Origin of the sequence: Pseudomonas sp. 34 E 7 (assembly GCF_900005715.1) — a bacterium.
In the GTDB taxonomy this organism is placed as follows: Bacteria; Pseudomonadota; Gammaproteobacteria; order Pseudomonadales; family Pseudomonadaceae; genus Aquipseudomonas; species Aquipseudomonas orientalis_A.
In genome coordinates this window covers 1-18,775 of record NZ_CVTX01000141.1, presented here as the reverse complement: position 1 = coordinate 18,775, position 18,775 = coordinate 1, and the positions used below count along the sequence as shown (strand labels likewise).

Genomic DNA, 18,775 nt, shown 5'->3' with positions numbered 1-18,775 from the left:
CCAGCCTTCCATTTTTGTAGAGGTAACAGCATGTCCCATTCCCTGTTCAGCCTGGGCTTCGGCGTCGGCACTCAGAACCGCCAAGGTGCTTGGCTGGAAGTGTTTTACGCACAGCCCCTGCTCAACCCGTCGGCTGAAATCGTCGCGGCCATCGCGCCGATCCTGGGTTACACCGAAGGCAATCAAGCGATCACGTTCACCATCAGCCAGGCGCTGCAATTGGCTGATGCGCTCAAAAATGTCGATGCGACCCAAGCCGCGCTGCTCAATCGGCTCGCCGAGAGCCACACCCCGCTGGTCGCGACGCTGCTGGCTGAAGACGCCGCACTGACCTCCACGCCTGAGGCTTACCTCAAGCTGCACCTGCTGTCCCATCGCCTGGTCAAGCCTCACGGCTTGAGCCTGGCCGGTGTGTTCCCGCAGCTGCCGAACGTGGCGTGGACCAGCCAGGGCGCCATCGACATCGCTGAACTGGCCGAACGCCAGCTGGAAGCGCGCCTGCGGGGCGAGCTGCTGGAAGTGTTCTCGGTGGACAAGTTCCCGAAAATGACCGACTACGTGGTGCCGAGCGGTGTGCGTATCGCTGACGCAGCCCGCCTGCGCCTGGGCGCCTACGTCGGCGAAGGCACCACCGTGATGCACGAAGGCTTCGTCAACTTCAACGCCGGCACCGAAGGCCCGGGCATGATCGAAGGCCGTGTATCGGCGGGTGTGTTCGTCGGCAAGGGTTCCGACCTGGGCGGCGGCTGCTCCACCATGGGCACCCTGTCGGGTGGCGGCAACATCGTGATCAAGGTCGGCGAAGGCTGCCTGATCGGCGCCAATGCCGGTATCGGTATCCCGTTGGGCGACCGCAACACCGTGGAGTCCGGCCTGTATGTGACCGCCGGGACCAAAGTGGCGTTGCTGGACGAGAACAACCAACTGGTCAAAGTGGTCAAGGCGCGTGAACTGGCCGGCCAGCCGGACCTGCTGTTCCGCCGCAACTCCGAGACCGGTGCCGTGGAGTGCAAAACCCACAAATCGGCCATCGAACTGAACGAAGCGCTGCACGCTCACAACTAAGCAGCCACTCGATGCCCCCTGGCGGGTCGCACCTTTGGTTGCGGCTCGCTTATACGAGTTTTGAACATCATGCTTGTGCCCTCCCCCTGGCGCGCTGACTTTCCAGCCATCGCCACCCTGCAACGGCAAGACCAGACCTACCTGGACAGCGCCGCTACCACGCAGAAACCTCAAGCCCTGTTGGACGCGATCAGCCATTACTACGCCAATGGCGCCGCCAATGTGCACCGTGCCCAGCATTTGCCGGGGGCCCATGCGACCCAGGCGTTTGAGGACAGTCGCAGCAAGGTGGCGCAGTGGTTGAATGCGGGCGACAGCGGGCAGGTGGTGTTTACCCACGGCGCAACCTCTGCGCTGAACCTCCTGGCCTATGGCCTGGAGCATTTATTCAATGCGGGCGATGAGATTGCTATCAGCGCCCTGGAACACCACGCCAACCTGCTGCCCTGGCAGCAACTGGCAAAACGTCGCGCGCTCACGCTGGTGGTATTGCCCCTGGACGATGACGGCGTGATTGACCTTGAAGCCGCCGCCACCTTGATCGGCCCGCGCACGCGGTTGCTGGCAGTGAGCCAGTTGTCCAACGTGCTCGGCGCGTGGCAGCCGCTGGAAGCCTTATCAAAAATGGCTAAGACGCACGGCGCCCTTACTGTGGTGGATGGCGCGCAAGGCATCGTCCATGGTCGCCACGACGTGCAGGCCCTGGGCTGCGACTTCTATGTATTTTCCAGTCACAAACTCTACGGCCCAGACGGTGTCGGCGTGCTATACGGTCGCCACGAAGCCCTGCATCACCTGCGCCACTGGCAGTTCGGCGGCGAGATGGTGCAACAGGCGGACTACCACAGCGCCAGCTTCCGCCCTGCCCCACTGGGGTTTGAAGCCGGCACGCCGCCGATTGCCGGCGTGATCGGCCTGGGGGCGACGCTGGATTACCTGGCTTCGCTGGATCAACAGGCGGTGGTCAGCCACGAAGCGGCGCTGCACGACTATTTATTGCGCGGCTTGAAAGCGCGCAATGGCGTGCGCGTATTGGGTACGCCGCAAGTGGCACTGGCCAGCTTTGTGGTCGAGGGCGTGCACAACGCCGACCTTGCGCACCTGCTGACCGAGCAGGGGATTGCCGTGCGTGCCGGTCATCATTGTGCGATGCCGTTGCTCAAGACATTGCAGCTATCGGGCGCGATTCGTGTGTCTCTCGCGCTGTACAACGATTCCGATGATCTGGAGCGCTTCTTTGAAGCGCTGGACCAGGCGCTGGACATGCTGCGATGAGCTTGCCAACCGACGCAACGGCAGCACTGGAGGCGTTCCAGGCCGTAGGCGGCTGGGAGCAACGTGCGCGCCTGTTGATGCAATGGGGCGAGCAACTGCCGGCGCTGGCGGACGCAGACAAGGTCGACGCCAACCTGGTACACGGCTGCGAAAGCCTGGTGTGGCTGGTGGGCCACTTGCAGGACGGCCATTGGCAGTTTGCCGCCAGCAGCGATGCGCGGATGATTCGTGGGTTGGTGGCGTTGCTGCTGGCCCGGGTCAACGGCTTGTCGACTGATCAATTGCAAGCGGTTGACCTGCCTGACTGGTTCAATCAACTGGGCTTGTCGCGCCAGTTATCGCCGTCGCGCAGCAATGGCTTGAATGCGGTCTTGCAGCGGATGCGCGAATTAAGCCGTACACAATACTAAATGTGGGAGGGGGCTTGCCCCCGATAGCTGAGTGCCAGTCACTGGATAAGTTGACTGACCCACTGCTATCGGGGGCAAGCCCCCTCCCACATTTTGATGTGTGCAAGGTAGTGAGGTCTAGGCGGGCTTGATGCGCTCCGACGGTCTGCGCACCCCGGCCACAATCTTGTCCACCGCCTTGGTCGCCGCCACCATGCCGAACGTCGCGGTGACCATCATCACCGCGCCAAACCCTCCCGCGCAGTCAAGCTTGACCCCATCGCCGACAAAACTCTTCTGCAAACAAATGCTGCCGTCCGGCTTGGGATAGCGCAGCTGCTCGGTGGAAAACACGCACGGCACGCTGTAGTGGCGGGTCACCGTGCGTGAGAAACCGTAGTCACGGCGCAGGGTGGAGCGCACTTTCGAGGCCAGAGGGTCGTTGAAGGTGCGGTTGAGGTCGCACACCTGGATCAGCGTCGGATCGATCTGCCCGCCGGCGCCACCCGTGGTGATGATCTGGATCTTGCGGCGCTTGCACCAGGCAATCAGTGCCGCCTTGGCGTTGACCGCGTCGATGCAGTCGATCACGCAATCGATGTCTGGCGTGATGTATTCGGCCATGGTGTCACGTGTGACGAAGTCCGCCACCGCATGCACCGTGCACGCCGGGTTGATGCCGCGCAGGCGTTCGGCCATTACTTCAACCTTGGGTTTGCCCACAGTGCTGTCCAGTGCATGCAACTGGCGGTTGCTGTTGCTGACGCAGACGTCGTCCAAGTCAAACAGCGAAATCTCACCCACCCCACAACGGGCCATGGCTTCCGCCGCCCACGAGCCCACGCCGCCGACACCGACGATCGCCACATGGGCCGCTTTCAAGCGTTCCAGGCCTTCAATGCCATACAAGCGGGCGACGCCTGCAAACCGCGGATCTTCTGTGCTCATGACCATTACCCTAAAAACCGGCGCGCATTATGGGCTACGCAGCGACAAGTTTTAAGCCATCAGCTACAAGTTAAGAACTTAGATGCACTTTCGCTGCCCAATGTCCGGTTTTTCTCGGCTTGCTGTACGCTCAGGGAAAGGCCAGTGTAGGATGCGCGCCGGTTGGCGTAGGCCGACACCTCTTTTCGTTCCACACCCTTTGGAACCCGACATAACCATGGCATCGCGTAAATTTGGACTCAACCTGGTGGTGGTGCTGGCAATTGCCGCGCTGTTCACCGGTTTCTGGGCGCTGATCAACCGCCCGGTCACCGCTCCCAACTGGCCCGAGCAGATCTCGGGGTTTTCCTATTCGCCGTTTCAACAAGGCCAATACCCGCAGAAAGACCAGTACCCCACTGACGAGCAGATGCGTCAGGACCTTGCGATCATGAGCAAGCTGACGGACAACATCCGTACCTACTCGGTCGATGGCACTCTGGGGGACATCCCCAAGCTGGCGGAAGAGTTCGGCCTGCGCGTGACCCTCGGTATCTGGATCAGCCCGGACCTGGAGCGCAATGAACGCGAGATCCAGCGCGCCATCGAGATCGCCAACACGTCGCGCAGCGTCGTGCGCGTGGTGGTCGGCAACGAAGCGTTATTCCGCGAGGAAATCACTCCCGAAGCCCTGATCGTGCTGCTCGACCGCGTGCGTGCCGCCGTGAAAGTGCCGGTGACCACCTCCGAGCAATGGCACATCTGGGAAAAGAACCCACAACTGGCCAAGCACGTCGACTTGATCGCCGCGCACATCCTGCCGTTCTGGGAATTCATTCCGATGGACAAGGCCGGCCAGTACGTACTCGACCGCGCCAGGGATCTGAAGAAACTGTTCCCGAAAAAGCCGCTGCTGCTGTCGGAGGTTGGCTGGCCGAGCAACGGGCGCATGCGCGGTGGCAATGAAACGTCGCCAGCGGACCAGGCGGTTTACCTGCGCACACTGGTTAACAAACTGAACCGGCAAGGGTTCAACTACTTCGTCATCGAAGCCTTCGACCAGCCCTGGAAGGTCAGCGACGAAGGCTCGGCCGGCGCCTATTGGGGCGTGTTCAACGCCGCGCGCCAGCAGAAATTCAACTTTGAAGGCCCGGTGGTCGCCATCCCGCAATGGCGCGTACTGGCCATCGGCTCGGTGGTGCTGGCCCTGCTGTCCCTGACGCTGTTGATGATCGACGGTTCGGCCCTGCGCCAGCGTGGCCGCACCTTCCTCACGTTTATCGCATTCCTGTGCGGATCGGTACTGGTGTGGATCGGCTACGACTACAGCCAGCAATACAGCACCTGGTTCAGCGTCACCGTCGGCATCCTCCTGGCCCTCGGCGCCCTGGGCGTGTTTATCGTGCTGCTGACCGAAGCCCACGAACTGGCCGAAGCGGTGTGGACCCACAAGCGCCGGCGTGAATTCCTGCCGGTCGAAGGGGAGTCGGACTACCGACCCAAAGTGTCGATCCATGTGCCGTGCTACAACGAGCCGCCGGAGATGGTCAAACAGACCCTCGACGCCCTCGCGGCGCTCGATTACCCGGACTACGAAGTCCTGATCATCGACAACAACACCAAGGACCCGGCGGTGTGGGAGCCGGTGCGCGACTATTGCCAGACCCTCGGCCCGCGCTTCAAGTTCTTCCACGTCGCGCCCCTGGCCGGTTTCAAGGGCGGCGCGCTGAACTACCTGATCCCGCACACCGCCAAGGACGCCGAAGTGATCGCGGTGATCGACTCCGACTACTGCGTGTCGCCCAATTGGCTCAAGCACATGGTGCCGCACTTCGCCGACCCGAAAATTGCCGTGGTGCAGTCGCCGCAGGATTATCGCGACCAGAACGAAAGCACCTTCAAGAAGCTCTGCTACGCGGAATACAAAGGCTTTTTCCATATCGGCATGGTCACCCGCAACGACCGTGACGCGATCATCCAGCACGGCACCATGACCATGACCCGTCGCTCGGTGCTCGAAGAACTGGGCTGGGCCGACTGGTGCATCTGTGAAGACGCCGAACTTGGCCTGCGCGTGTTCGAGAAAGGCCTGTCGGCGGCGTATTACCACGACAGCTATGGCAAGGGCCTGATGCCGGATACCTTTATCGACTTCAAGAAACAGCGTTTCCGCTGGGCCTACGGCGCGATCCAGATCATCAAGCGCCACACCGCCAGCCTGCTGCGCGGCAAAGGCACCGAGCTGACCCGTGGCCAGCGCTATCACTTCCTCGCGGGCTGGCTGCCGTGGGTGGCCGACGGCATGAACATCTTCTTCACCGTCGGCGCGCTGCTGTGGTCGGCGGCGATGATCATCGTGCCGACCCGCGTCGATCCGCCGTTGCTGATCTTCGCGATCCCGCCGCTGGCGCTGTTCGTGTTCAAGGTGGGCAAGATCATCTTCCTGTACCGCCGTGCGGTCGGGGTGAACCTCAAGGATGCATTCTGCGCGGCCCTGGCCGGCCTGGCGTTGTCGCACACCATCGCCAAGGCGGTGCTGTACGGTTTCTTCACCACCAGCATTCCGTTCTTTCGTACACCGAAAAACGCCGACAACCATGGCTTCTGGGTGGCGATTTCCGAGGCCCGCGAAGAAATGTTCATCATGCTGCTGTTGTGGGGCGCAGCCTTGGGCATCTACCTGGTGCAAGGCCTGCCGAGCAATGACATACGCTTCTGGGTGGTGATGCTGCTGGTGCAGTCGCTGCCATATGTGGCCGCGTTGATCATGGCGTTCCTGTCGTCGCTGCCCAAACCGGCACCGAAGGCCGAGCCTGTCACGGCGGTGTAAAAACTTGCGTCATGCACTAAACGGCGGCCTCTGGCCGCCGTTTTGCTATAAGATAACGGCCGTTTTACACGCCTTGCACACATCACTGTAGGAGCGAGCTTGCTCGCGAAAATCGTTAACGATGAAGCGGGCACCCTGAATGCACGCGGTGCCCTTACGTTTTTCGCGAGCAAGCTCGCCCCTACAACTAGAACGTCGCTGTCTCGATTTCCGGAGTTTCCCCATGACGGCCCATGCCGACCTTTCGCCGACCCTTCAACTCGCCATCGACCTGATCCGTCGCCCATCGGTCACGCCGATCGATGCCGATTGCCAGAAGCTGATGATGCAGCGCCTGGGCGACGCCGGTTTCGCGCTCGAGCCGATGCGCATCGAGGACGTGGATAACTTCTGGGCCACCCATGGCCAACATGACGGCCCGGTGCTGTGCTTCGCCGGCCACACCGACGTGGTCCCCACCGGCCCGGTGCAGGCCTGGCAGAACGACCCGTTCGACGCGCTGATCGACGAGCACGGCATGCTGTGCGGGCGTGGCGCGGCGGACATGAAAGGCAGCCTGGCGGCGATGCTGGTGGCGTCGGAGCGGTTCGTCAGGGATTACCCGGACCACAAGGGTTCGGTGGCTTTTTTGATCACCAGCGATGAAGAAGGCCCGGCGCACCATGGCACCAAGGCCGTAATCGAGCGCCTGGCCGCGCGCAAGGAGCGCCTGGACTGGTGCATCGTCGGCGAACCGTCGAGCACCACCCTGGTGGGCGACGTGGTCAAGAACGGCCGTCGCGGCTCCCTCGGCGCCACCTTGACCGTACGCGGTGTACAGGGCCACGTGGCCTACCCGCACCTGGCGAAGAACCCGATCCATCTCGCCGCGCCGGCCCTGGCTGAACTGGCCGCCGAGCATTGGGATGACGGCAACACCTTCTTCCCGCCGACCAGTTTCCAGATCTCCAACCTCAATTCCGGCACCGGCGCCACCAACGTGATTCCCGGCGACCTGACGGCGGTGTTCAATTTCAGATTCTCCACCGAGTCCACCGTGGAAGGCTTGCAGCAGCGGGTCGCCGCGATTCTGGATAAACACGGCCTGGACTGGCATGTGGACTGGGCGCTGTCGGGCCTGCCCTTTCTCACCGAGCCGGGCGCATTGCTCGACGCGGTATCGGCCAGCATCAAGGCGATCACCGGGCGCGAGACCAAGGCGTCCACCAGTGGCGGTACGTCCGACGGCCGGTTCATCGCGACCCTGGGCACCCAGGTGGTCGAGCTGGGCCCAGTGAATGCGACGATCCATCAGGTCAACGAGCGCATCCTTGCCAGCGACCTCGATGTCTTGACCGAAATCTACTACCAGACCCTGATCAAGTTGCTCGCCTGATGCTTGCCTGCCCCCTTTGCACTGCCCCGCTCACTGCGGTGGACAATGGCGTGGCCTGCCCCGCCGGGCACCGTTTCGACCGCGCACGCCAGGGTTACCTCAACCTGCTGCCGGTGCAGCACAAGAACAGCCGCGACCCAGGCGATAACCTCGCCATGGTCGAGGCACGCCGTGACTTCCTCAACGCCGGCCACTACGCCCCGGTGGCCAGGCGCCTGGCTGAGCTGGCCGCTGAACGCGCACCGCAACGCTGGGTGGACATTGGCTGTGGCGAGGGTTACTACACCGCGCAGATCGCCGACGCCCTGCCCCACGCCGACGGCTACGCCCTGGATATTTCCAGGGAAGCGGTCAAGCGTGCGTGCAAGCGCAACCCGGCGCTGACCTGGTTGATCGCCAGCATGGCCCGTGTACCGCTGGCCGACGCCAGTTGCCAGTTTCTCGCCAGCGTGTTCAGCCCGTTGGACTGGCAGGAAGCCAAGCGCCTGCTCAGCCCGGGCGGCGGCCTGATGAAGGTCGGTCCGACACGTGGCCATCTGATGGAGCTGCGCGAACGCTTGTACGATGAAGTGCGCGAGTACACCGACGACAAACACCTGGCTCTGGTGCCGGATGGCATGCACCTGGCACACAGCGAAACCCTTGAGTTCAGCCTGAGCCTGGCCGAACCCGGGGACCGCGCCAACCTGCTGGCCATGACCCCGCACGGCTGGCGCGCCAGTGCCGAGCGGCGCAGCGAGGTCATCGAAGCCGCCGAGCCGCTGCAGGTCACCGTGTCGATGCGCTACGATTATTTCGTGCTTCAATAACCTTTTTTCAGCATCCGCGAATGGATTTTCGAATCCCGCAACGAGGAACATCCATGCGCCAACCCGATATCGAGATTTACCTGAAGGACGCCGACGTCGACCACAAGGCCATCGCCGCCTGGCTGGGCGCGGCCCTGGGCCCATGCACCGACTGGGTCCAGAAGGGCCAGACCTACAAGTGCAAGGCCGGCAACGTCCCAGTGACCTGGCTGCCAAAAGCCGTGGGCAAGTGGAACAGCCTGTACCTGGAAAGCGACCAGACCCCATGGGACGACGACATCGCCTGCGCCCGCGCCGCGTTTGCCGCGCTGAACGTTGAAGTGCGCTGCGCACCGGGGACCTGGGTCGAGGAAGAGGGTGAGGAAAGTGCTGACCGCTGGATGCGCATCAGTGCCGACGGTGAAGAAGAGATCACTTGGAAAACCGCCTGACCTGAGCTGCGAACCCAATCAAATGTGGGAGGGGGCTTGCTCCCGATAGCAGTGGATCAGTCAATATAGCTGGTGACTGACACACTGCAATCGGGGGCAAGCCCCCTCCCACAGGTGTTCAGTGGTGAACTTACAGGCCCACCACATCCTCGGCCTGCAAGCCTTTCTCACCGGTCACCACGGCATACTCCACCTGCTGGCCCTCGGCCAACGAGCGGTGCCCGTCACCACGAATGGCGCGGTAGTGCACGAACACATCCTTGCCATCTTCACGCTGTATAAAGCCGTAGCCCTTTGCATCGTTGAACCACTTCACGTTGCCGGTTTCGCGCGTTGTCATCTGTTCACTCCCACTGGTTTTTATTATTGAGTCGCTGGCGTTGAACTGCCGAGTATAAGACAGGTTCAAAAACCATCAACTCAACTTTACATCGCTGCTTTTTTGCCGATTTTCGGTGAATACGGCACACTACCCGCCCGAGCGCCTGCTCGGTTTTTTCCACTTGAAGCAGTTCGCCTATGACCCGCTCCCCGTTCCGCCGTCTGGTGTTTGGCACCTTGCGCCGACTGTTGTATCTCTGGGTTCGCTCGGAGACGATCAACCAGTCGTCCCTAACCCTTAACCTGGACCGCAGCCGGCCGGTGTTCTACGTCCTGCAATCGCCCTCAATGACCGAATTGGCCGTGGTCGATGCCGAGTGCACCAAGGCCGGCCTGCCGCGCCCGGTGCTGCCGGTCTCGGTGGGCCCGTTGATGGAGCCTGCGGCGTTCTTCTACCTCACGCCCGACCCGGACTGGCTCGGCCGCCAGGACAAGCGCGGCGCACCGCCCACCCTGACGCGCCTGGTCAACACCCTGAGCGAACATGCCGAAGAGAATGCACAAATCATTCCGGTCAGCGTGTTCTGGGGCCAATCCCCCGAAAGCGAGTCCAGCCCCTGGAAGCTGTTGTTCGCCGACAGTTGGGCGGTCACCGGGCGTCTGCGCCGGTTGTTGAGCATCCTGATCCTCGGTCGCAAGACCCGCGTGCAATTCTCCGCGCCCATCAACCTGCGTGAATTGATCGAGCACAATAAAGGGCACGAACGCACCGTAAGAATGGCCCAGCGCATCCTGCGTGTGCACTTTCGTAACCTCAAGACCGCTGTGATCGGCCCCGACCTGTCGCACCGGCGCAACCTGGTGAAGGGTCTGGTCAATATGCCCCTGGTGCGCCAGGCGATTGCCGATGAAGCCGAGCGCGAAAAGATTTCGCCGGAAAAAGCCAAGGCCCTGGCCCTGCGCTATGGCAACGAAATCGCCTCGGACTACACCTACACGGCGATCCGTTTTCTGGAAGTGGTGCTGAGCTGGTTCTGGAACAAGATCTACGACGGCATCAAGGTCAATAACATCGAGGGCGTGCAACAGGTTGCCCAAGGCTACGAAGTGATCTACGTGCCGTGCCACCGCAGTCATATCGACTACCTGTTGCTGTCCTACCTGCTGTTCAAGAACGGCCTGACCCCGCCGCACATTGCCGCTGGCATCAACCTGAACATGCCGGTGATCGGCAGCCTGCTGCGCCGTGGCGGTGCGTTTTTCATGCGCCGTACCTTCAAGGGCAACCCCCTGTACACCTCGGTGTTCAACGAATACCTGCATACCCTGTTTACCAAGGGCTTCCCGGTGGAGTACTTCGTCGAAGGCGGACGCTCGCGCACCGGTCGCATGCTGCAGCCGAAAACCGGGATGCTGGCCATCACCCTGCGCAGTTTCCTGCGCTCTTCGCGCATGCCCATCGTGTTCGTGCCGGTGTACATCGGTTACGAACGCGTGCTCGAAGGCCGCACCTATCTCGGCGAACTGCGCGGTGCGAGCAAGAAGAAAGAGTCGATCTTCGATATCTTCAAAGTCGTCGGCGCGCTCAAGCAGCGCTTCGGCCAGGTGGCGGTCAACTTCGGCGAGCCGATCAAGCTGGCGGAGTTTCTCGACCACGAGCAACCGGACTGGCGCGCCCAGGAACTGGGCCCGAACTTCAAGCCGGCATGGCTGAATGAAACCACCCACCGCCTCAGCGAAAAGGTGGCCCGCCACCTCAACGAAGCTGCCGCGGTGAACCCGGTGAACCTGGTGGCGTTGGCGCTGCTGTCGACCACCCGCCTGGCCCTGGATGAACAAGCCATGGCCCGCCAGTTGGACCTGTACCTGGCGCTGCTGCGCCGCGTGCCCTATTCACCGCACACCACCCTGCCGGAAGGCGATGGCCTGGCGCTGATCAAGCACGTCAAGGACATGGACCTGCTGTCGGAGCAAAGCGATGCCCTGGGCAAGATTGTCTATCTGGATGAGCAGAATGCCGTCCTGATGACCTATTACCGCAACAACGTGCTGCACATCTTCGCCCTGCCCGCGCTGCTGGCGAGCTTTTTCCAGAGCAGTTCGCGGATGAGCCGCGAGCAGATCCTGCTCTACACCCAGGCGCTCTATCCGTACCTGCAATCGGAGCTGTTTATCCGCTGGTCACTGGAAGAGCTCGATGGCGTAGTCGACCAGTGGCTGGAGGCTTTTGTAGAACAGGGCCTGCTGCGTTTTGAAAACGGCGTGTATCTGCGCGCGGCGCCGAGTTCGCGGCATTTTGTACTGCTGACGCTGCTGTCCAAGAGCATCGCCCAAACCTTGCAACGCTTCTACATGGCGATTTCGCTGTTGCTCAACAGCGGTCAGAACAGCATCAGCGCCGAAGAGCTGGAAGACCTGTGCACAATCATGGCCCAGCGCCTGTCGATCCTGCATGGCCTCAATGCCCCGGAATTCTTCGACAAGAGCCTTTTCCGACATTTCATCCAGACCTTGCTGGAGCAAGATGTGCTGCGCCGCGACGAAGCCGGCAAGCTGAGCTATCGCGACTTGCTCGGCGAACTGGCGGAAGGCGCGGCCAAACGCGTACTGCCGGCGGACATTCGCCTGTCGATTCGCCAGGTGGCGCTGCATCGCGTCGATGGCGCGGCCGAGCAAGCGGTGGACCCCGCGCAAACCCGCTAGATTGAACAAGGCGCCGGGAAGTTTGCGGCGCCGTTGAAAAGGAGTTGCACCATGAAAAAGATCATCCTCCTGGGCCTCACGGCCCTGCTCGGAGCCTGCCAATCCATGACACCCGCCCCAAAGGCCAGCCTCGACGGCGAAGTGTTTTACCTGCAACGCATCGCGTTGCCGCCTGCCGCCACCTTGAGCGTCAGCCTGCAAGACGTGTCCTTGATGGACGCCCCGGCCGTGACCCTCGCCGAACAGAAAGGCCCGATCAAGGGCCAGGTGCCGCTGCCGTTTCACCTGAGCTATGACCCGGCGCAGGTCAAGCCTGGCCACAGCTACTCGGTGAGCGCTCGCATCGAGGTGGATGGCAAGCTACTGTTCATCACCACGCAGCGCCATGCGGTACAGCTCAATGGCCAGGACCCACAGCCACTGCGCTTGCGTGTCGACGCGGTAGCCCACTGAATTCAATCATAAGGAAGCGCCCATGCTCCGTAACCCTCTTCGCCTCACTGCCCTGTTCACCGGACTGCTGCTGGGTGCCAACGCGATGGCGCTGGACCTTGGCAGCCTGTCCCAGGGCGACGCCAGTGGCGGGCTGAAGGATGCCTTGACCCAGGGCGCCCAGATCGCCGTGAAACAACTGGGCACGCCAGGCGGTTTCAGCAATAACCCCGAGGTCAAAATCGGCCTGCCGGGCAAGCTGGGCAAGATCGCTGACAAGCTGAAGATGTTCGGCATGGGCGATCAAGTCACCCAGCTGGAAACCAGTATGAACAAAGCGGCTGAAACCGCCGTAACCCAGGCTCAGCCGATCCTGGTCAATGCCGTGAAAAACATGAGCGTGACCGATGCCAAGGGCATCCTCAGCGGTGGTCAGGATTCCGCCACCCAATACCTGAACACCAGCAGTCGCGAACAGATCCGCGCCAAGTTCCTGCCCATCGTCAAGGCTGCAACCGACAAGGTCGGCGTGGCCCAGCAGTACAACGCCCTGGCCGGCAAGGCGGCGGCGTTTGGTGCAGTGGACGCCAAAAGCGCCAACGTTGAAAACTACGTGACCGAACAGGCGCTGGACGGCTTGTTCAAGATGATCGCGCAGCAGGAAGAAACGATTCGCAAGAATCCGGCAGCTGCCGCCACCAGCCTCGCCAAGAAAGTGTTCGGCGCCCTGTAGACGCCTCTGTGCACCCGAGCAGGTGGGGAAGGATCACCTGCCCGGGAGCGCTTACCACACCTTTAAAACAGCTTGGCGCCCAGCCCGCCAAAGATCACCGCGCCCAGTGGCATCACGCTTACGCCGAACTTGATTGCGCCGCCTACGCCCCCGCCATTGCAATCGGGCTTGGGTTTGCATTTGTCGTTGCAGTCATCTGCCGGTGGCTTGGGTTTGGCGCAGTTGCCGGCACCAAAGCTGCTGTTGACCGAAACGCTCAACGACTTACCGATGAATAGTCCCATGGGTTACTCCTTGAATCATCAGATTTGAGATCCGGCCAGACGGCGTGAAGACCGTCGGACCGAATACCTGTCATCAGGTAGTCCATGAGTGGCGAAACGTTAAGAAACGTTCCTCGCCATAAGCACCGTCATTCCTGTTTGACCCTGAACCACGCCGCGTAAAGCGCCGGTAGAAACAGCAGCGTCAGCGCCGTCGCCACAATCAGACCGCCCATGATTGCAACCGCCATCGGCCCGAAGAATACGCTGCGTGACAGTGGAATCATCGCCAGCACCGCCGCGAGCGCCGTCAGAACGATCGGGCGGAAACGCCGAACAGTCGCTTCAATGATCGCCTGCCATGGCGTCAGCCCCGCCTTGATGTCCTGTTCGATCTGGTCCACCAATATCACCGAGTTGCGCATGATCATCCCCGACAAGGCAATCGTGCCGAGCATGGCCACGAAACCAAACGGCTGACGAAACACCAGCAGGAACAACGTGACGCCGATCAAGCCCAGGGGCGCGGTCAGAAACACCATCGCCGTGCGTGAGAAACTGCGCAGTTGCAGCATCAGCAAGGTCAGCACGACCACGATGAACAATGGCACGCCGGCCTTCACCGAGTTCTGTCCGCGCGCAGAGTCTTCAACCGTGCCACCGACTTCCAGCAAATAGCCGTCCGGCAACTCGGCGCGCACGCCTTCCAGGGTCGGGAGGATCTGCTGGACCAGGGTCGCAGGTTGTTCCTTGCCGTAGATATCGGCGCGCACGGTCACTGTCGGCAAGCGGTTACGGTGCCAGATGATGCCCTCTTCAAAGCCATACTCAAGGGTTGCAATCTGTGCCAGGGCCACACTTCTGCCGTTGTCGGTCGGTACCGCCAGGCTTGGCAGCCGCGACAACTCGGTGCGTTCATGCACGGTGCCGCGCAGGAGAATCTCGATCAACTCGTTGTCCTCCCGGTACTGGCTGACGGTGGAGCCGGTCAGGGAGCTTTGCAGGAATTTCGACAGGTTGGCGGTGCTTACGCCAAGCGCCCGGGCGCGGTCCTGGTCGATATTCAGATAAACGATCTTGCTCGGCTCTTCCCAGTCCAGGTGCACATTGACCACGTGGGCATTCTCGCGAACCCTGGCCGCAACTTTGCGCGCCAACGCGCGAACTTCTTCGATGTGCTCGCCGGTCACGCGAAACTGCACCGGATAGCCCACGGGAGGGCCATTCTCCAGGCGGGTAACGCGTGAACGCAGGTCAGGAAACTGTTCGTCAAGGGTTTCAATCAGCCAGGTGCGCAGGCTTTCGCGTTCTTCGATGGTGTGTGCCAACACCACGAACTGCGCGAAGCTGGCAGCCGGCAGTTGCTGGTCGAGCGGCAGGTAGAAACGCGGCGAACCGGTGCCCACGTAGGCGACGTAGTTGTCGATGCCTGCGTGTGCCTTGAGCAAGGTCTCGAGGCGTTTGACCTGGTCGGCGGTGTTGCTCAGGGAAGCGCCTTCGGCCAGTTTCAGGTCGACCATCAGCTCCAGGCGACCCGAGGCCGGGAAGAACTGTTGCGGCACGAAACGAAATAGCCCAACCGAGCCGATAAACAGCAACAGGGTCAGGACAATCACCGTCTTGCGCCGACGGACACACCACTGCACCAAACGTCTTACACGCTGGTAGAAGGGCGTGCCGTAGGGGTCCGGACCGTCGGTGCCGTGCTTGGCCGCATGTATTTTCGCCAGGTCCGGCAGCAGCTTTTCCCCCAGGTACGGTACAAACACCACCGCAGCGACCCATGAGGCCAATAAAGCAATGGTCACCACCTGGAAGATCGACCGGGTGTACTCACCGGTACTCGATTGCGCGGTGGCAATCGGCAAAAAGCCTGCGGCGGTGATCAACGTGCCGGTCAGCATGGGGAAGGCGGTGCTGGTCCAGGCGAAGCTTGCGGCTTTGATCCGGTCGTAGCCCTGCTCCATTTTGATCGCCATCATCTCCACCGCGATGATCGCGTCATCCACCAGCAAGCCCAGGGCCAGCACCAGGGCGCCCAGGGAAATTTTGTGCAGGCCGATCCCCAGGTAGTACATGGTGGCAAAGGTCATGGCCAGCACCAACGGAATCGCCAGGGCCACTACCATGCCGGTGCGTACACCCAGGGAAAAGAAGCTCACCAGCAACACGATGGCCAAGGCTTCGGCCAGCACCTGGACGAATTCGCCGACACTGGTCTTCACCGCTGCGGGCTGGTCCGAAACCTTGCGCAATTCCATGCCCGCCGGAAGGTTCTTCTGCAAGCGTGCGAATTCACGCTCCAGTGCCTTGCCCAGCACCAGAATATCGCCACCTTCACGCATGGCCACCGCCAGGCCGATGGCGTCCGCGCCCATGTAACGCATGCGCGGTGCCGGTGGGTCGTTGAAACCACGGTGGATATCGGCCACATCGCCGATCCGGAAAGTCCGGTCCGCCACCCGAATAGGGAAGTTACGGATCTCTTCCACGCTCTTGAAGTTGCCCGACACCCGCAGTTGCACCCGTTCAGTCGGGGTTTCAAAGAAGCCGGCGGTCGACACCGCGTTCTGCTCCTGCAACGCTTGCTGCACGGCGGCCAATGGCAGGCCGAGGGTGGCGAGCTTGAGGTTGGACAGCTCGATCCAGATCTTCTCATCCTGCAGGCCGAGCAGCTCGACCTTGCCCACATCCGGCACCCGTTGCAGCTGAATCTGGATGCGGTCGGCGTAGTCCTTGAGCACGGCGTAGTCGAAACCGTCACCGGTCAAGGCGTAGATATTGCCGAACGTGGTGCCGAACTCATCGTTGAAAAACGGCCCCTGGATATCCGGTGGCAAGGTCTGACGGATATCGCTGATCTTCTTGCGCACCTGGTACCACAGCTCGGGAATCTGCGCCGAGTGCATGGCGTCGCGCGCGATGAAGGTCACCTGGGACTCGCCGGGGCGCGAGAACGAGACGATGCGCTCGTACTCGCCGGTCTCCATGAGCTTTTTCTCGATGCGCTCGGTGACCTGGCGTGACACTTCCTGGGCGGTTGCCCCTGGCCAGTTGGTCTTGATCACCATGGCCTTGAAGGTGAAGGGAGGGTCTTCGCTTTGTCCCAGTTTGGTGTAGGACAAGGTGCCGACGACCGCCAGCAGGATCATCAGGAACAGTACAATCTGGCGATTACGCAACGCCCACTCGGAAAGATTGAAACCCATCGGGGACTACTCCTTGGCCGCCAGATTCACCACGCGGTTGGCGCGATCCACCGGGCGCACCTGCTGGCCCTCATGGAGCACATGCACGCCCGCCGCAACCACCCAGTCGGTGGGCGCCAGGCCTTCCAGTACCGGCACGCTCTTTTCGCCAAACGCGCCGATGCGCACGGGGGTGCGCTTGAGGGTGTTGTCCGGCGCCACACGCCAGACATAAGACGTGCCGTTCTCCGCACTCAGGGCAGACAGCGGCACCGACAACGGCATCACCCCGTCAACCGGGATGAATACCCGAGCGCTCTGCCCGAGTTCTGCCGGGACTTTGCCGCCTGTGAACGCCACCCGTGCGGCGAAGGTGCGCGACCTCGGATCGGCGGCGGGCGACAGCTCGCGAATGCGTCCGGCAAAGCGTTGATCCGGCTGGCTCCACAGCTCAACCGAGACCGGCTGGCCGATCTTGAAGCGGCCGAAGCCTTGCTCCGGCAGGCTGATCACCACTTCACGCTCGCCATCGGTGGCCAGGGTGAACACGGTTTGGCCGGCGGCGACGACCTGGCCCACTTCCACCGCACGCTTGGCAACGACACCGTCCTGGGGCGCACGCAGCACGGCATACCCGGCCTGGTTGCTGGACACGTCGAACTCAGCCTTGATCTGTTTGAGGCGTGCCACACCGGCTCGATAGAGATTTTCGGAATTGTCGTACTGGGATCGGCTGACCATCTGACGGTCCATCAGGGTCTTGTAGCGGTCACGCTCGGCGCGCACCAGGCTCAGGTTGGCCTCGGCGCCAGCCACCTGGGCACGGGTGGCTTCCAGTTGCAGGCGTACATCCTGTGGGTCGAGCTCGGCCAGGGGCTGGTTGGCCTTGACCCGCTCGCCCTCCTCCACCAGGCGATTGCTGACTTTGCCGGCGATGCGAAAAGCCAGATCCGGCTCATAGCGGGCGCGCACTTCACCGGGATAGCTGTCCACCGACTGCGCCAGGGGCTGGGGTTGCACCACCATGGCCGGGCGAGGAGCAGTGGGGGCCGCTTCTTCATGGCCGCACGCGGCCAACAGGAAGATCAGACTGACAGGCAACGCAAAGGGCAGGAAAGTGCTGCGCATGCTGTGGGACCTTTCGCAAATGAGGCTTGGAATAATTATACTGGCCGGTATGTTATTAATACCAAACTCGCCAGTCCAGTATTAAAGGTGAAAATGTCCGACAATCCTGTAAACACCAATAGCCCCGGGCGTCCCAAGGACATGGCAAAACGCCAGGCAATCCTCGATGCCGCCAAATCGCTGTTCCTGGGCAAGGGTTACGCAAGCACCAGCATGGACGCCGTCGCCCTTGCGGCCGGGGTATCGAAACTCACCGTCTATAGCCACTTCACCGACAAGGAGAACCTTTTCACTGCGGCGGTGGTGGCCAAGTGTGAAGAGCAATTGCCGGTGATGTACTTCGAGCTGCCTGCAGGCATGCCGGTGGAGACCGTGTTGCTGAACATTGCGCGGGGCTTCCATCGGTTGATCAACAGTGAGGAGTCGGTGAATCTGCATCGCTTGATGATGACCACTGGCAATCAGGACGTGAAACTCTCACAGATCTTCTTTGAAGCCGGCCCCATGCGCATGCTGCAGGGCATGGAGCGCCTGCTTGGCAAGATTGACCAGGGCGGCGCTCTGAGCATCGACAAACCCTTCAAGGCTGCGGAGCACTTTTTTTGCCTGCTCAAAGGCACGGCGAATTTCCGTTTGCTGTATGGCTGCGGGGGGCAACTGAGCGAAGAAGCGGCCGAAGAGCATGTTCGGGAGGTGGTGGGGTTGTTTATGCGGGCGTATGGGGCGTAGGTATCTACGCAGCTTTGATATGACACCGGCATGTGGCGAGGGAGCTAGCGCCCGATGGCGGCATCCGGGCCGATCAGGATGTTAGTGTCGATCCCGGTCCAATGTGGGAGGGGGCTTGCCCCCGATGGCGGCATCCGGGCCGACCAGGATGTCAGTGTCGATCCCGGTCCAATGTGG

16 protein-coding genes are annotated in these 18,775 nt (G+C 61.7%); 11 read left to right on the top strand and 5 right to left on the bottom strand.

Annotated elements, in window-relative coordinates; translation table 11 throughout:
- Positions 1 to 30 precede the first annotated feature (30 nt).
- The 3 genes from dapD (at position 31) to BFP96_RS13520 (ending at position 2,750) form a co-directional block, all read left to right on the top strand.
- A complete protein-coding gene (gene dapD / locus BFP96_RS13530; RefSeq protein WP_065886081.1) occupies positions 31 to 1,065 on the top strand; it encodes a 2,3,4,5-tetrahydropyridine-2,6-dicarboxylate N-succinyltransferase in 1,035 nt (344 codons plus the stop codon).
- A gap of 69 nt (positions 1,066 to 1,134) precedes the next feature.
- Complete coding sequence (locus BFP96_RS13525; protein WP_065893350.1) at positions 1,135 to 2,340, top strand: aminotransferase class V-fold PLP-dependent enzyme; 1,206 nt, start codon at positions 1,135 to 1,137, stop codon at positions 2,338 to 2,340.
- Positions 2,337 to 2,750: a SufE family protein gene (locus BFP96_RS13520; RefSeq protein WP_065936406.1), complete on the top strand. Its 414-nt coding sequence runs from the start codon at positions 2,337 to 2,339 to the stop codon at positions 2,748 to 2,750. The genes BFP96_RS13525 and BFP96_RS13520 overlap by 4 nt, the downstream gene beginning before the upstream one ends.
- Before the next feature lie 117 nt (positions 2,751 to 2,867).
- On the opposite strand, the gene tcdA is transcribed toward BFP96_RS13520, so the two are convergent.
- Entirely contained in the window at positions 2,868 to 3,677 is an 810-nt protein-coding gene (gene tcdA, locus BFP96_RS13515; protein WP_163032655.1) for a tRNA cyclic N6-threonylcarbamoyladenosine(37) synthase TcdA, read from the bottom strand.
- 217 nt (positions 3,678 to 3,894) lie between these two features.
- Here tcdA and BFP96_RS13510 point away from each other — a divergent pair, with 217 nt between their 5' ends.
- From BFP96_RS13510 to BFP96_RS13495, 4 genes are all read left to right on the top strand, one after another.
- Positions 3,895 to 6,486 carry a glycosyltransferase gene (locus BFP96_RS13510; RefSeq protein WP_065893347.1) on the top strand — a complete coding sequence of 864 codons (2,592 nt, stop codon included), beginning with the start codon at positions 3,895 to 3,897 and terminating at the stop codon, positions 6,484 to 6,486.
- A gap of 223 nt (positions 6,487 to 6,709) precedes the next feature.
- Entirely contained in the window at positions 6,710 to 7,861 is a 1,152-nt protein-coding gene (dapE, locus tag BFP96_RS13505) for a succinyl-diaminopimelate desuccinylase (protein WP_065886077.1), read from the top strand.
- Positions 7,861 to 8,670, top strand: a complete 810-nt coding sequence (locus BFP96_RS13500; RefSeq protein WP_065886076.1) for a putative RNA methyltransferase — start codon at positions 7,861 to 7,863, stop codon at positions 8,668 to 8,670. The genes dapE and BFP96_RS13500 overlap by 1 nt, the downstream gene beginning before the upstream one ends.
- A 53-nt stretch (positions 8,671 to 8,723) precedes the next feature.
- Entirely contained in the window at positions 8,724 to 9,101 is a 378-nt protein-coding gene (locus tag BFP96_RS13495; RefSeq protein WP_065893346.1) for a hypothetical protein, read from the top strand.
- A 130-nt stretch (positions 9,102 to 9,231) separates the two neighbouring features.
- Here the strand turns inward: BFP96_RS13495 and BFP96_RS13490 are convergent, their stop codons facing one another.
- Positions 9,232 to 9,441 (bottom strand): cold-shock protein, encoded by a 210-nt coding sequence (locus BFP96_RS13490; protein WP_065886074.1) that lies wholly within the window; start codon positions 9,439 to 9,441, stop codon positions 9,232 to 9,234.
- Positions 9,442 to 9,620: 179 nt separating this feature from the next.
- On the opposite strand from BFP96_RS13490, the gene plsB reads away from it, so the two are divergent.
- Genes plsB through BFP96_RS13475 form a run of 3 tightly spaced genes read left to right on the top strand, consistent with a single transcriptional unit; the run spans position 9,621 to position 13,290 of the window.
- Positions 9,621 to 12,125 (top strand): glycerol-3-phosphate 1-O-acyltransferase PlsB, encoded by a 2,505-nt coding sequence (gene plsB / locus BFP96_RS13485; RefSeq protein ID WP_065896945.1) that lies wholly within the window; start codon positions 9,621 to 9,623, stop codon positions 12,123 to 12,125.
- 51 nt (positions 12,126 to 12,176) lie between these two features.
- The gene (locus BFP96_RS13480; protein WP_065936404.1) at positions 12,177 to 12,578 is read left to right on the top strand and encodes a YbaY family lipoprotein; all 402 of its coding nucleotides are present in this window, start codon (positions 12,177 to 12,179) and stop codon (positions 12,576 to 12,578) included.
- A 22-nt stretch (positions 12,579 to 12,600) separates the two neighbouring features.
- Entirely contained in the window at positions 12,601 to 13,290 is a 690-nt protein-coding gene (locus tag BFP96_RS13475; RefSeq protein ID WP_065886071.1) for a DUF4197 domain-containing protein, read from the top strand.
- A 62-nt stretch (positions 13,291 to 13,352) separates the two neighbouring features.
- Here BFP96_RS13475 and BFP96_RS13470 read toward each other — a convergent pair whose 3' ends face one another.
- From BFP96_RS13470 to BFP96_RS13460, 3 genes are all read right to left on the bottom strand, one after another.
- Entirely contained in the window at positions 13,353 to 13,574 is a 222-nt protein-coding gene (locus tag BFP96_RS13470; RefSeq protein WP_065893343.1) for a hypothetical protein, read from the bottom strand.
- A gap of 128 nt (positions 13,575 to 13,702) precedes the next feature.
- A complete protein-coding gene (locus BFP96_RS13465) occupies positions 13,703 to 16,762 on the bottom strand; it encodes an efflux RND transporter permease subunit (RefSeq protein ID WP_065936403.1) in 3,060 nt (1,019 codons plus the stop codon).
- Positions 16,763 to 16,768: 6 nt separating this feature from the next.
- Complete coding sequence (locus BFP96_RS13460) at positions 16,769 to 17,869, bottom strand: efflux RND transporter periplasmic adaptor subunit (RefSeq protein WP_065936402.1); 1,101 nt, start codon at positions 17,867 to 17,869, stop codon at positions 16,769 to 16,771.
- A gap of 93 nt (positions 17,870 to 17,962) precedes the next feature.
- On the opposite strand from BFP96_RS13460, the gene BFP96_RS13455 reads away from it, so the two are divergent.
- The gene (locus tag BFP96_RS13455; RefSeq protein ID WP_065936401.1) at positions 17,963 to 18,598 is read left to right on the top strand and encodes a TetR/AcrR family transcriptional regulator; all 636 of its coding nucleotides are present in this window, start codon (positions 17,963 to 17,965) and stop codon (positions 18,596 to 18,598) included.
- The last annotated feature ends 177 nt before the right edge of the window (positions 18,599 to 18,775 follow it).

What these genes read in the sequence shown, in the direction of transcription:
- dapD (WP_065886081.1), top strand. Translation starts at nt 31, where the DNA reads ATGTCCCATTCCCTGTTCAGCCTGGGCTTCGGCGTCGGCACTCAGAAC.
- BFP96_RS13525 (WP_065893350.1), top strand. Translation starts at nt 1,135, where the DNA reads ATGCTTGTGCCCTCCCCCTGGCGCGCTGACTTTCCAGCCATCGCCACC.
- BFP96_RS13520 (WP_065936406.1), top strand. Translation starts at nt 2,337, where the DNA reads ATGAGCTTGCCAACCGACGCAACGGCAGCACTGGAGGCGTTCCAGGCC.
- tcdA (WP_163032655.1), bottom strand. Translation starts at nt 3,677, where the DNA reads ATGAGCACAGAAGATCCGCGGTTTGCAGGCGTCGCCCGCTTGTATGGC.
- BFP96_RS13510 (WP_065893347.1), top strand. Translation starts at nt 3,895, where the DNA reads ATGGCATCGCGTAAATTTGGACTCAACCTGGTGGTGGTGCTGGCAATT.
- dapE (WP_065886077.1), top strand. Translation starts at nt 6,710, where the DNA reads ATGACGGCCCATGCCGACCTTTCGCCGACCCTTCAACTCGCCATCGAC.
- BFP96_RS13500 (WP_065886076.1), top strand. Translation starts at nt 7,861, where the DNA reads ATGCTTGCCTGCCCCCTTTGCACTGCCCCGCTCACTGCGGTGGACAAT.
- BFP96_RS13495 (WP_065893346.1), top strand. Translation starts at nt 8,724, where the DNA reads ATGCGCCAACCCGATATCGAGATTTACCTGAAGGACGCCGACGTCGAC.
- BFP96_RS13490 (WP_065886074.1), bottom strand. Translation starts at nt 9,441, where the DNA reads ATGACAACGCGCGAAACCGGCAACGTGAAGTGGTTCAACGATGCAAAG.
- plsB (WP_065896945.1), top strand. Translation starts at nt 9,621, where the DNA reads ATGACCCGCTCCCCGTTCCGCCGTCTGGTGTTTGGCACCTTGCGCCGA.
- BFP96_RS13480 (WP_065936404.1), top strand. Translation starts at nt 12,177, where the DNA reads ATGAAAAAGATCATCCTCCTGGGCCTCACGGCCCTGCTCGGAGCCTGC.
- BFP96_RS13475 (WP_065886071.1), top strand. Translation starts at nt 12,601, where the DNA reads ATGCTCCGTAACCCTCTTCGCCTCACTGCCCTGTTCACCGGACTGCTG.
- BFP96_RS13470 (WP_065893343.1), bottom strand. Translation starts at nt 13,574, where the DNA reads ATGGGACTATTCATCGGTAAGTCGTTGAGCGTTTCGGTCAACAGCAGC.
- BFP96_RS13465 (WP_065936403.1), bottom strand. Translation starts at nt 16,762, where the DNA reads ATGGGTTTCAATCTTTCCGAGTGGGCGTTGCGTAATCGCCAGATTGTA.
- BFP96_RS13460 (WP_065936402.1), bottom strand. Translation starts at nt 17,869, where the DNA reads ATGCGCAGCACTTTCCTGCCCTTTGCGTTGCCTGTCAGTCTGATCTTC.
- BFP96_RS13455 (WP_065936401.1), top strand. Translation starts at nt 17,963, where the DNA reads ATGTCCGACAATCCTGTAAACACCAATAGCCCCGGGCGTCCCAAGGAC.